This is a genomic window from Kitasatospora sp. NPDC057738, assembly GCF_042798815.1.
In the GTDB taxonomy this organism is placed as follows: Bacteria; Actinomycetota; Actinomycetes; order Streptomycetales; family Streptomycetaceae; genus Kitasatospora; species Kitasatospora lactacystinica.
Genome location: NZ_JBHVJT010000032.1, coordinates 1 through 11,833, shown reverse-complemented (window position 1 = coordinate 11,833; position 11,833 = coordinate 1). Strand labels below are relative to the sequence as shown.

Genomic DNA, 11,833 nt, shown 5'->3' with positions numbered 1-11,833 from the left:
CGGCACCCTCACCGGGCCGTGCGCCGCCGCGCCGACCGGCCCCGCGGCACGCCCCCGGAGCCGGCCGCCCACCCCCGAGACAGCGAAGTGACCGGCCGGTAGGGTGGCGCCGCACGGAGACGGCGAACCGGAACGGGGCGAGCGGATGAGCGACAACGGCACGGGTTTCTTCACCTCGGTGGCGGACGCCGCCGAACAGCTGGCCGCCACCGGCTACCTGGCCTCCACGGCCGTGGCCACCACCGTCTTCCTCGCCGACCGGCTCGGCAAGCCGCTGCTGGTCGAGGGCCCGGCCGGGGTCGGCAAGACCGAACTCGCCAAGGCGGTGGCCGCGATCGGCCACGCCCGGCTGGTCCGGCTCCAGTGCTACGAGGGCATCGACGAGGCCCGCGCGCTCTACGAGTGGAACCACGCCAAGCAGCTGCTGCGGATCACCGCCGGCCGCGACGAGGGCTGGCAGGAGGCCCGCACTGACATCTTCGGCGAGGAGTTCCTGCTCACCCGCCCGCTGCTCACCGCGATCCGCGGCGAGGAGCCGACGGTGCTGCTGATCGACGAGATGGACAAGGCCGACGTCGAGGTGGAGGCGCTGCTGCTGGAGGTGCTCAGCGACTTCCAGGTCACCGTCCCCGAGCTCGGCACCATCACCGCCACCCGCCGCCCCTTCGTCCTGCTCACCTCGAACGCCACCCGCGAGCTCTCCGAGGCCCTGCGCCGCCGCTGCCTCTTCCTCCACCTCGACTACCCCGAGGCCGAGTTGGAGCGCCGGATCGTCCGCCTCAAGGTGCCCGGCCTGGACGGGACGCTGGCCGATTCGCTGGTCCGGGTCGTCGGCGCGCTGCGCGCGATGGAGCTGCGCAAGGCGCCGTCCGTCGCCGAGACCATCGACTGGGCCCGCACCCTGCTCGCCCTCGGCGCCGACACCCTCGACGAGACGGTCGTCCGGGAGACCCTCGGGGTGATCCTCAAGCACCAGGACGACGTCCGCAAGGCCGCCCAGAAGCTCACCCTCGCATGACGACGCCCCCGCCGGCCGACACCGCCGCCCGCCTCACCGGCCTGGTCCGCGCCCTGCGCGGGCACGGCCTGCGGATCGGCCCGGCCGAGACGGTGGACGCCGCCGCCGTGCTGGAGGTCCTCGGTTTCGCCGACCGCGAGCAGATGCGGGCCGGTGTGGCCGCGGCCCTGCTGCGCTCGGAGGGCCAGCGGAGCGTCTTCGACGCCGCCTTCGACCTGTTCTTCCCCCTCGCTGTCGGCACCCCGGAGGCCGTCCGGGCCGACCCGCCGCCCGTCCCCGACGACCCCGAGCCGCCCCGCTTCGGCCGCCCCGACCCGCTGCGCGAGCAGCTGCGCGAGCGCCTGGCCGCCGCACTGGCCGACGACGACCGCGCCGCCCAGGCCCGGCTGGCCGGCGAGGTGGTGGAGGCCTTCGGCCGGTACGGCGCCGGCGGCACCCCGGGCTCGGACGGCTGGTCCGCCCAGCAGGCGCTGGGCCGGCTCGCCCCCGAGACGCTGCTCGCCCGCGTCCTGGCCGCCCTGCGCGAGCGGCGGAGCGCCCCGGACCTCTCCGACCTGGTGCTCGCCGACGAGATCCGCCGCCGCATCCAGGACTTCCGCGCCCTGGCCGCCGGCGAGGCCCGCCGCCGGGTCGCCGAGCTGCGCGGCCCCGAGCGGATCGCCGAACGCGCCGTCGCCCCCACCGCCGACCTGGTCGACTTCCTCTACGCGGGGCGCGGCCAGGTCGCCGAACTGCGCCGCACCGTCCACCCCTTGGCCCGCAAGCTGGCCACCCGGCTGGCCGCCCGGCGTCGCCGCGCCGCCCGCGGCGAGATCGACCTGCGCCGCACCCTGCGCCGCTCGCTGAGCACCGGCGGGGTGCCGCTGCGCCCCGCGTACCGGCTGCGCCGCCCGGCCCGCCCGGAGCTGGTGCTGCTGTGCGACGTCTCCGGCTCGGTGGCGGGCTTCGCCGACTTCACCATGCTGCTGGTGCGGGCGATGAGCGAACAGTTCAGCAAGGTCCGGGTGTTCGCGTTCGTCAACCGCACCGCCGAGGTGACCGGCCTGCTGCGCGGCGACGACGACCCGGCCCGCCTGGCCGCGCGGATCCTCACCGAGGCCAAGGTGACGGGCTACCACGGCAACAGCGACTACGGCGCCGCGCTCGGCGAGTTCGCCGAGCGGCACCTGGACGCCGTCGGCCCGCGCACCTGCGTGCTGGTCCTCGGCGACGCCAGGAACAACCGGCGCGACCCCAACCCGGACGCGCTGCGCCGGATCGCCGGCCGGGCCCGCCGGGTGTTCTGGCTCAACCCCGAGCAGCCCTCGCTCTGGCCGACCGGCGACTCCGCCGCCCTCGTGTACGCGGGCGTGGTGGAGATGCACTCCTGCCGCAACGCCCGCCGCCTCGGCGAGCTGATCGCCCGCCTGCTGCCGGTCTGACGCCGGTCCGACGGTGCGGGGGCGCCGGTCGCGGCCCCCGTCCCCGGACGGCCTCGACCGGCGCCCCGGGGTCTACTTTTCGAGGTGGGCCAGGAAGTCCAGCAGCGCCGCGTTGACCTCGGCCGGGCGCTCCTGCTGCGTCCAGTGCCCGGTCTCCGGCAGCCGGACGTGCCCGTGCAGCCTGGGCACCCGGCTCAGCAGGTGGTCCAGCACCGGGCGCGGGACCATCGCGTTGACGAGGTCCTGCTCCCCCACCACGAACAGCGCGGGCACGTCGACCGTCACCCCGGTGAAGGCGGCCAGCAGTTCGGCGTTCCGGTCGAGGTTGCGGTACCAGTTGAGCCCGCCGGTGAAGGCCTTCTCGCCGTGCGGGGCGTAGTCGGCCTCGAAGGCGTCGAGGTCCGCCTCGGTGAGCCAGTCCGGCAGGCGTTCCGGCTCCGGGAGGCTGTCCAGCAGCCCCTCGCCCTCGGGGACGATCCACACGCGCGGAGTGCCGTCCGGCGACTTCGCGGACAGGATGCGGCGCAGGCTGGTCCGGACGTCCGCGGCCAGTTCGGCGTCGGCCCGGCCGGGCTCCTGGAAGTAGACCTGGTAGTAGCCCTCGCCGAAGGCCGCCCGGGCGGCCTCCAGCGGCGGCGGCCCGCCCACCGGCAGCGGCGGCACGCTCAGCCCGGCCACTGCGCGCACCAGGTCCGGCCGCAGCGCCGCGGTGGCCCAGGCCACCGGCGCGCCCCAGTCGTGCCCGACCACGACCGCCCGTTCCTCGCCGAGCGCGCCGATCAGCGCCGTCACGTCGCCGACCAGGTGCAGCAGGCTGTACTGGTCCACCCGCTCGGGCCGGTCGCTGCGGGCGAATCCGCGCTGGTCCGGTGCGACGACCCGGTAGCCGGCCTCGGCGAGCGGCGCGAACTGGTGGCGCCAGGAGTACCAGCTCTCCGGAAAGCCGTGCAGCAGCAGGACCAGCGGGCCCTCGCCCTGCTCCGCGTAGTGCAGCCGGACGCCGTTCACCTCGATCTCGCCGTGCTTGATCGCGTCGTTCAACTCGCCACTTCCCATCCGGTGAAGACATGCCGTCACTTCCGACCCTGCCCAGCCGACCGCCCCCGGAACCCCGCCGGCTCCGGGGGATGGAAGCGGCCGAGGCCGCCCCGGAATCCCGGGACGGCCTCGGCCTGAACGGAACTGATCGGACGTCAGTTCACGGTGTAGCTGTACGGGATCGCCGCGAGCACCGAACCGGTGGTGTTCAGGACGTTGTTGGCGGTGGCCACGCCGGTCGGGCCGGACACCAGGTACAGCACGCCCTTGACGGTGCTGCCCTTCGGGCCGGCCGGGGTCAGCGTCACCTGGAGCGAGCCGGTGGCGCCGGGGGCGACGGTCACCGGGGTGGCGGCCGCGGCCGAGGCGTTCACCGAGGCGGCGTACGGGTCACCGGTGCTGGAGGTCAGCGCCGGGTCGAAGGCCTGGGTGTGCGCGGTGGCCGTGATGGTGGAGGTGCCGGCGGGCGCGGAGCCGCTGCCGAACGGGCCGATCTGCTGGACGAAGGTGCCCCAGGTGCCGGGGACGACCGGCTGCTCGGCGGTGCCGTTGTCGGTGACCACCGAGACGGTCGAGCCGTCCTGGGCCTTCTTCAGGTCGCCGAACAGGTCCGGCGAGCCGGTGGTGGCGCTCAGCTCGATCTGCGCCGGCGTCGAGGACGCCGCCACGGCCTTGAGCCGGTCGGTGCCCGGGGGCACCAGGAAGGACGGCACCGCGGAGCTGAGGCTCAGCGGCAGGCTGACGGTCGCCGAGGCGCCCTGCGGCACCAGCGCCAGGTCGACCCGGCGGTCCAGCCGGCCGTCGGCCGCGATCCGCTGGGTCGCGACGGTGTTGTTGGTGTAGTTCACCTGGACGGTGACCGGCTTGCCGGCCGCCAGCTCGGTGCGGGCGTCGTTCGGCAGACCGGCCGCGGTGGCCTGGTTCTGGTTGAACGCGACGGTGCCGGTGAAGTCCTGGGCGAGCTCCTGGCCGCTGACCGGGCCGAGCACGTTCAGGACGAACCGCCAGCGGCCGGCGGCCGGGTTGACGGCGGTGGCCGAGACGCCGTTGCCGGTGCCGGCCAGGTTGCCCTGGGCGTCGAACTGCCCGTTGCCCTCGATGTCGACCGGCGTGCCGTTCGGGCTGATCAGCGCGCCCTGCATGAGCAGCTTCGGGTCCTTGCCGACGGTCACGCCGACCCGCAGGTCCTTCTGGCCCTTCGGGACGTCGAAGGCGTACGCGAAGCTCTGCGTCGGCGAGGCGCTGCGGCCGTTGCCACCGGTGACGGTACCGGTGAAGGTGCCCTTGCCCTGGTTGACCGGGACGAGGCTGCGCAGCACGACCGGGACGCTGGTGGTGTTGCCGTTGGAGCTGGAGACCAGGACGGCCTCGCTGGAGTCACCGCTGGTGGCCGGGGTGGTGAGCTGGACCTTGAGGGTCTTGGTCTGGCCCGGCTTCAGGTCGGTGGTGTTCGGGCTCACGGTGCCGGCCGGCACCGCGCGCTGGGTGGCGGTGCCCAGCTGGACGGCGCCGCTGTAGCCGGCCTTGCCGGCCGGGGTGTAGAGGATCGCGGTCCACTCGCCGGCCACCGGGTGCGGAACGTCCACCAGGCCGAAGTTCGCCGGGGTGGCGCCGCCCTGCGGACGGGTGTTGGTCTCGAAGCGGCCCGAGGGGTCGAGCAGCGTCATGCGGACCACCGGTCCGTTGGTGACCGGGTTGGGCGCGCCCTGCCAGGCGATCGAGGCCGCGAGGCGGTCGGCGCCGGCCGGGACGGTGAACTTGACCTGCTTCTGCACCCAGTCCGCGCCGTTGGTCGCGTACTTGAAGGTGTCCTTCGAGGACGGGTCCAGCTGGACGGTCTGCTGGTTGCCCGACTGCGGGGCGAAGCTGCGGGTCGCGGCGCTCACCGTCTGGGTGGTGTCGCTGGTGTTGGTGACGGACACGTCGGCGGTGTGGGTCGAGCCGGGGGCGCCGGCGATGTCGACCTGGCCGGTGTTGACCACGACGGTCTTCGCGCCGTCGGTGCCGTCCCCGTCGTCGTAGCCGCGGGCGGCCTCGACGGCGGCGCGGACGTTCAGCAGGCCGGCGCCCTGCTCCTCGGCCGGCACGCCGAGGTCGGTGGCGGTGCCGGTGAGGAACTTCTTCACCAGCGCCGGGGCGGGCGAGTCGCCGCCGTGGGTGTCGCGGTAGGCCTGGATGACCAGGGCCGCGGCGCCGGTGACGAACGGGGCCGACTGGCTGGTGCCGCCGAACGGCTGGATCGGCGAGGGCTGGCCGTTGTAGCCCGTGCAGTCGGTGTACTTGCTGGTGTCGGGCGTGCACAGCGCCCAGTCCGACTCGCCCGGGGCGACCAGGTCGACGGTCCGGCCGGCCTGGGTGAAGCCGCCCGAGGAGAGCGCGGAGATCCGGCTGTTGCTCCAGGTCCTGTTGGAGAACTGGGAGGCCGCGTAGCCGGTCTGCTGGTAGTTCTGGTTGTCGGTGGAGGCACCGACCGCGATCACGTACGGGTCGGTGGCCGGGGTGCCGACCGTGCCGCTGATGCCGGCGTCACCGCTGGAGACGGCGACGGTGACACCGGCCTTGACGGCCTGCTCGTTGAAGAGCGAGATGGTGTCGTGCGCGCCGCTGTCCGGGGTGACGTTGCCGCCGAAGGACTCGTTCAGCACGTCGACGTGGGCGACCCGCACCGCGTAGTCGATCGACTGCAGGATCGATGAGTTGGACATCATCTCGCCGCCGGCCTTCAGCGCGACCAGGTCGGCGTCCGGGGCGAGGCCGCGGATGCGGATGTTGCAGCCGGCCGGGAGCGGGTGCGAGGAGTTCACGAACTTGGAGACGTCGTAGACCTGGCGGCCCTGGGCGATGACCGCCGAGGCGTCGCCGAAGGCTTCGGCCGCACCGGTCGGCGCGTCCCAGCCGTCGCCCGCGAAGTCCTGGTAGTCGACCACGGCGTGCGAGCCGTCGGCCCGGATGAAGTCCGGGTTGTCGGGGTCGAGGCCGTCGGCGATGTAGGCGACCTTGACGCCCTTGCCGGTGGCCAGGTCCTCCACGCCGGGCTTGCCGTTGCCGGTGACGGCCCGGGTCGAGTAGAGGCCCTCGGGCTCCAGCAGCGGCTTGCTCGGGTCGGAGGGGCAGACCGTGTTGGTCGCGTTCTCCTCCGCCCCCTGGCCGTTACTGCCCGAAACGGCCTGCGGAGCGGCATCGGCCTTGGGCGCCTTGGCGCCGGCGGCGGCAGCGTCCTTGGCCGCCTTCGCCTTTCCGGCGGCCGCCGGGGCGACCTGGACCTGGGCGTCGGCCACCACGGTGGAGACGGCCGGGTCCGCCTGGAGCTGGGCGCGCAGGGCGGGGCTGACCGTGGCCGAGAAGGCGTTGCCGACCACGAAGCTCTTGATGTCGGTGCCGCCGGCCGCCTTGACCTTCTTCAGCAGCGGCGCCTGCGCGTCGGCGGTCTTCTGCTGCCGGGCGCCCAGGTGGCCGTGGTCGGCCGGGGCGTCCGCGATCTGGTCCTTCAGAATCACGATCACCGGCACCGGGGCGCCGTCCGCGGACGCCGCCCGGGCGTTCTGCGGGTCGGGGGCCGGGGCCGCGTTCGCCATGGTCCCGAGGCTCAGGACCATCGACGCGGCGGTGACCGTGACGGCCGCCGCCAGCTGGGTTTTCCGCCAGCCGATCATATAAATCCTCTCGTCAGATGGATAGCTGACGCATTCCAACGCACCTGAGAGGATCACGACAAGGGGGTAAATCCCCATCAGAAAGTAAAGTTGACCATCAATCAGTAAAATTCACGGAGGAAATCGGGCTGAATCATCATCTTTCAGCCGATCGGCCCTTACCGGACCCGGGGCGACTCCACCGCGGGAAGGGCGGTGGCGACTCCCTTCCCGCGCCACCGCCCGGCGAAACGACGCGGCCGGCGAAACGACGTGCCCGCGAACCGGCGCGGCCGGCTCCTGTCGAGGCCGCCGCCCGCCCCTCCGCCGCCCGCCCGCCGTCCGGCCCGTCCCGGTCAGTACCCGGCCAGCCGCTCCTGAGCGTCCGCCAGGTCCTCGGCGGTCGGCGCGTCGTCCTGGGTCAGCCGGTGGCGCCAGTAGCCGGTGAAGTCGACGGACGCCTTCGGCACGCCGCGCTCCTCGACCAGGTGGCGGCGCAGCGCCCGGACCGCCCCCGCCTCGCCGGCCAGCCAGGCGAACGGCCGGCCCGGCGGCAGCTCGGCGGACCGGACGGCCCCGGTCAGCACGGCGCCCGGGGCGGCGCCGTCCCGGTGCAGCCAGTGCACGTCGAGGCCCTCCGGCCCCTCCAGCGGCTGCCGCTCGGCCTCGTCCGCGACCTCGACGTACACCACCGCCCGCACCCCGGCGGGCAGCGCCCCGACCAGCGTCGCGAGCGCCGGCAGCGCGGTCTCGTCGCCGGCCAGCAGCACCCAGTCGGCCGCCGCCGCGGCCTCGGCGAACGGGACCGGCGGGGCGTACAGCGCGGAGGGGCCGACCATCCCGAGCCGGTCCCCCGGTGCGGCCCGCAGCGCCCAGGCGGCGGCCGGCCCGGTGTCGCCGTGCAGCACGAAGTCGATCTCGACCAGCCGGGTGCCGGGGCGCCGCCCGCGCAGGGTGAAACCGCGCAGCAGCGGGCGCCGCTCCTCGGGGATCGCCAGGTAGGCCCGGTACCAGCCCGTCGGGTCGTCCTGCCGGGCGGGCAGCACCGGCTCGCGCTGGCCGGGGCGGGGGAAGCAGAGCTTGAGCTGCTGGTCGGGGGCGGTACCGACGGCGTCGGGCAGTTCCTCGGCGGCGAAGGTGATCCGGGCGGTGCGCGGCGTGATCCGGCGGACCTCGACGACCTCGACGAAGGTGACGGGCAATGTCATCGCGAAACCCCTTCGATTGGTAACCTTACGGCATAAAGAGTTGCCGCAGGGGCGATACTTTACGCCATAAGGAGATTTCGGATGACCGTCTACGCCGGACAGGGCGACGCCCATCGCTCGCTCGCCCTGCTCTGGGGTGCGCCCGCGGAACCGCGCACCGGGCGCAGCGGCCCCAAGCCGGGCCTGAGCGTGGACGCGATCGTGTCGGCCGGAATCGCGGTGGCCGACGCCGAGGGCATGGCCGCACTGTCGATGCGCGCCGTGGGCGAACGGCTCGGCCGCACCGCGATGGCCCTCTACACCTATGTGCCCGGCAAGGCCGAACTGCTCGACCTGATGCACGACCGGGTGCTCGCCGAGCTCCCGGTCGAACGCCCGACCGAACGCCCCGCCGAATACCTGTCCGAACTCCCCGGTGAGCGCCCCGCCGAATACCCGTCCGGCCTCCCGGACGGCCCCTTTGCGGCCGAGGACTGGAGGGGGGCCGTCACCGCCTGGGCCGAGAACCTGTACGCCTGCTACCTGCGCCACCCCTGGGTGCTCCAGGTCTCGCAGGCCCGCCCGGTGCTCGGCCCCGCCGAACTCGCCGCGATGGAGGCGCTGTTGCGCGCGCTGCGACCGGCCGCGCTGGCTCCCCGGCGGCTGCGCGGGGCGGTCGCCGCACTCTGGCAGTTCGTCCGCGGCCTGGCCGCCACCACCGCCGACGCACGCGGCGCGGCCGCCGCGACCGGCGTCACCGACGAGGACTGGTGGGCCGGCCGCTCCGCCCGACTGGTCGAACTCGCCCCGGACTTCGCGGAACGCTTCCCCCTTCTCGTCGCCCTGCAGAGCGAAGGCGGCGGCGCCCCGGAGGACGGCCACCTGGAGGCCTTCCGCAGCGGGCTCGCCGTGCTGCTCGACGGCATCGCGGCGGAGGGCCTCCCGACGGATCCACGGTGACGCGGTCCCGGGAACCGGGAACCAGGAGCCGGGAACCGGGAACCGGGAACCGGGAACCGGGAACCGGGAGCCGGGCCGCTGCGGGCGGCGCGGTCCCCGGCCTCGGATACCCCACCGCCCGCGGCACCGCCGCTCCGCGCCGGCCCGAAAAACTTTTTCCCGCAGGCAGGCAACCCGCCCCGTCACCCATCGCGTTCAGCAGCCGTGAGAATGAGACGACCACCGCGGCCGACCGGGCCGCCGCAGCGAACGGGAACGGCACGAGCACCATGGCGGGGACAGCACGATGAGGGACGCGACACCGGACTTCGAGGAGTTCGTCTCCGCCTGCGGACCGAAGCTGCTGCGCACGGCCTGGATGCTGACCGGCGACCGGCACCAGGCCGAGGACCTGCTGCAGACCGCACTGGCCAAGGTCTGGCCCAAGTGGGAGCGGATCGCCCCCGACCGTCCCGAGGCGTACCTGCGCAAGGTCCTGGTCAACTGCCACGTCTCCTGGTGGCGCCGCCGCTGGACCGGGGAACTGCCACACGGGGAAATGCCGGACCGGCCGTCGCCGGGCGCGGACCCGTACGAGGACGTGGTGGTCGGGCAGGTCGTCGCCCAGGCCGTCCGGGCGCTGCCGCCGCGTCAGCGGGCCGTGGTCGTGCTGCGCTTCTTCGAGGACCTCAGTGTGGAGGAGACCGCCGAGGCGCTGCGCTGCTCCACCGGCACGGTCAAGAGCCAGACGCACCACGCGCTGGCCGCCCTGCGCGGCCGGCTGCCCACCCGGGAACTGCTGCTGGACGGAGGACACCGTGACCGGATGTGACCTGCTGGACCCGGACTCGCACGGGCCCGCCGGCGGCGACGAGGAGCAGGAGCTGCGGTTCCTGCTCCAGCGGGCCGTACCGGACCTGGACGCCCCCGAGGACCGGATGGACCGGGTCCGCGCCCGCGCCGCCCGCACCCGGTCCCGGCGGCGGACCGCCACGATCGGTGCCGGACTGACCGGCGGGCTGGTCGCCGCGGCGCTGGCGGCCGCGCCCGCCGTCGCCCCGGCCCCGGAACGAGGGGCGGCCGCGGGGCCGGTGGCGACACCGTCCGCCGTGGCCACGGTCCCGCCCCCGGAGGCGACCGTCCGCTTCCCGTCCCTGCCGGACGTGGCCGTCGACGTGCCGCACGGCTGGCGCACCCGCGCCGGCGTCACCGACGACCCCCGGGACGGGGTCGGCTTCCTGGCCACCCACCCGCTCGACGTGAAGTCGTCCTGCCCGGAGGGCGACCTCTGCGTGCCCGTCGGACCGCTCACCGCCGACGACGCCTTCGTCATGCTCCGGCTGGTCGACGACCCGGCCCGGATCCCGCAGACCGCCGCGGGCCCGGCCACCCTCACCGAGGGCAGCCCCGAGACGTTCTGCACCATGTACGGCGGCACCCGGGAGTTCGTCGGGCACCGCGTCGTCGTCCGGGGCGGCCGTCCCGAGCTGATCGAGCTGACGGCCTGCCTGCGCCAGCCGTCCGACCCGACGCTGCGGCAGGTACGGCAGGTGCTCGACTCCCTGCGGACCACCACCGGGAACGGCAGCACGCCCGCGAACACCCCGCGCGGCTGATCCGAGCCCCCTCGCCCGACGCTCCTCCCCCCAAGTTCCTTTTCCGAAGCTCCTTTTCCGAAGGCTGAACCGCCATGTCCCTACCCCGTCGCGCCCTGGCCGGGCTGGCGCTGCTCCTCGTGAGCTGCGCGCCCAACACCGCCGCAGGGCCCGTGCCGCCGGCCGCGGCCGTCCCCGACACCCCGGGCGCCCCGGGCGCCCCCGCGCCCGCAGCGCCCACGCCGCACCCGACCGCGGCGGCCGTGGCCGCCCGGCCCGCTCCGCCCGAACTGCCGCGCCAACTGCCCGGGGTCGGGCCCCGCCTGCTGGCGGCCGTACCCTCCGGGACGCGGCAGGCGCTGGTCGTCACCGGCGACGGCCCCGACGCCTCGACCGGCCGCGCCGTCCTCTACCGCGACGACGGCACGGGCTGGCTCGCCGGCCCGACCTGGCCCACCCGCAACGCCCTGCACGGCTGGACCGCGGACCACCACGAGGGCGATCTGCGCTCGCCGATCGGCGTGTTCACCCTGGGCGACGCCGGCGGGCGCCTGCCCGACCCGGGCACCCGGCTGCCCTACGACCACACCGACGACTTCAGCATCTCCGGCACCGGTTTCGCGGGCGAGCCGCTCGCCGGGGCCTTCGACTACGTGGTGGCCATCGACTACAACCGCGTGCCCGGCGCCTCTCCGCTCGACCGGCGCCGCCCGCGCGGCGGGCAGTACGGCGGAGGCATCTGGCTGCACGTCGACCACGGCGGGCCCACCCACGGCTGCGTCGGACTGACCCCCGACCGGATGCGCGAACTGCTCCTCGCCCTCGACCCCGCCCTGCACCCGGTGGTGGTCATGGGCGACGCCCCGGCCCTGGCCCGCTGAGGGCCGGGCGCCCGGTGCGGACCCCGTCGGCGGCGGCCCGGGTACGTTCGCCGTGTGCAGCCCAAGCGTGTGCAGCAGAAGTCCCCGTACGTCACCAGGGCCGCGGCCGGCACCGCCGCCTG

9 protein-coding genes are annotated in these 11,833 nt (G+C 74.7%); 6 read left to right on the top strand and 3 right to left on the bottom strand.

The genetic code is table 11. The features are described from left to right. The first annotated feature begins 145 nt into the window (after positions 1 to 145). The gene (locus tag ACFVGO_RS18995; protein WP_359900970.1) at positions 146 to 1,018 is read left to right on the top strand and encodes a MoxR family ATPase; all 873 of its coding nucleotides are present in this window, start codon (positions 146 to 148) and stop codon (positions 1,016 to 1,018) included. Beyond that, on the top strand, positions 1,015 to 2,439 hold the full coding sequence (locus tag ACFVGO_RS18990) for a VWA domain-containing protein (protein ID WP_380632979.1): 1,425 nt from the start codon (positions 1,015 to 1,017) through the stop codon (positions 2,437 to 2,439). The genes ACFVGO_RS18995 and ACFVGO_RS18990 overlap by 4 nt, the downstream gene beginning before the upstream one ends. 72 nt (positions 2,440 to 2,511) lie before the next feature. Here the strand turns inward: ACFVGO_RS18990 and ACFVGO_RS18985 are convergent, their stop codons facing one another. From ACFVGO_RS18985 to ACFVGO_RS18975, 3 genes are all read right to left on the bottom strand, one after another. Beyond that, on the bottom strand, positions 2,512 to 3,480 hold the full coding sequence (locus tag ACFVGO_RS18985) for an alpha/beta fold hydrolase (protein ID WP_380352293.1): 969 nt from the start codon (positions 3,478 to 3,480) through the stop codon (positions 2,512 to 2,514). Between the two features lie 152 nt (positions 3,481 to 3,632). Then, positions 3,633 to 7,130, bottom strand: a complete 3,498-nt coding sequence (locus ACFVGO_RS18980) for a S8 family serine peptidase (RefSeq protein ID WP_380352291.1) — start codon at positions 7,128 to 7,130, stop codon at positions 3,633 to 3,635. Positions 7,131 to 7,465: 335 nt separating this feature from the next. After that, positions 7,466 to 8,317, bottom strand: coding sequence for a siderophore-interacting protein (locus tag ACFVGO_RS18975; protein ID WP_380632976.1), 852 nt, complete (start codon positions 8,315 to 8,317; stop codon positions 7,466 to 7,468). An 81-nt stretch (positions 8,318 to 8,398) separates the two neighbouring features. Here ACFVGO_RS18975 and ACFVGO_RS18970 point away from each other — a divergent pair, with 81 nt between their 5' ends. From ACFVGO_RS18970 to ACFVGO_RS18955, 4 genes are all read left to right on the top strand, one after another. Continuing rightward, positions 8,399 to 9,256: a TetR/AcrR family transcriptional regulator gene (locus ACFVGO_RS18970; RefSeq protein ID WP_380632974.1), complete on the top strand. Its 858-nt coding sequence runs from the start codon at positions 8,399 to 8,401 to the stop codon at positions 9,254 to 9,256. Between the two features lie 286 nt (positions 9,257 to 9,542). After that, positions 9,543 to 10,067 carry a SigE family RNA polymerase sigma factor gene (locus tag ACFVGO_RS18965; protein WP_380632972.1) on the top strand — a complete coding sequence of 175 codons (525 nt, stop codon included), beginning with the start codon at positions 9,543 to 9,545 and terminating at the stop codon, positions 10,065 to 10,067. Beyond that, positions 10,054 to 10,851, top strand: a complete 798-nt coding sequence (locus tag ACFVGO_RS18960) for a hypothetical protein (protein ID WP_380632970.1) — start codon at positions 10,054 to 10,056, stop codon at positions 10,849 to 10,851. The genes ACFVGO_RS18965 and ACFVGO_RS18960 overlap by 14 nt, the downstream gene beginning before the upstream one ends. Positions 10,852 to 10,925: 74 nt before the next feature. Next, a complete protein-coding gene (locus ACFVGO_RS18955; protein WP_380632968.1) occupies positions 10,926 to 11,711 on the top strand; it encodes a L,D-transpeptidase family protein in 786 nt (261 codons plus the stop codon). Positions 11,712 to 11,833: the final 122 nt, after the last annotated feature.

What these genes read in the sequence shown, in the direction of transcription:
- ACFVGO_RS18965 (WP_380632972.1), top strand. Translation starts at nt 9,543, where the DNA reads ATGAGGGACGCGACACCGGACTTCGAGGAGTTCGTCTCCGCCTGCGGA.
- ACFVGO_RS18955 (WP_380632968.1), top strand. Translation starts at nt 10,926, where the DNA reads ATGTCCCTACCCCGTCGCGCCCTGGCCGGGCTGGCGCTGCTCCTCGTG.
- ACFVGO_RS18980 (WP_380352291.1), bottom strand. Translation starts at nt 7,130, where the DNA reads ATGATCGGCTGGCGGAAAACCCAGCTGGCGGCGGCCGTCACGGTCACC.
- ACFVGO_RS18970 (WP_380632974.1), top strand. Translation starts at nt 8,399, where the DNA reads ATGACCGTCTACGCCGGACAGGGCGACGCCCATCGCTCGCTCGCCCTG.
- ACFVGO_RS18975 (WP_380632976.1), bottom strand. Translation starts at nt 8,317, where the DNA reads ATGACATTGCCCGTCACCTTCGTCGAGGTCGTCGAGGTCCGCCGGATC.
- ACFVGO_RS18995 (WP_359900970.1), top strand. Translation starts at nt 146, where the DNA reads ATGAGCGACAACGGCACGGGTTTCTTCACCTCGGTGGCGGACGCCGCC.
- ACFVGO_RS18990 (WP_380632979.1), top strand. Translation starts at nt 1,015, where the DNA reads ATGACGACGCCCCCGCCGGCCGACACCGCCGCCCGCCTCACCGGCCTG.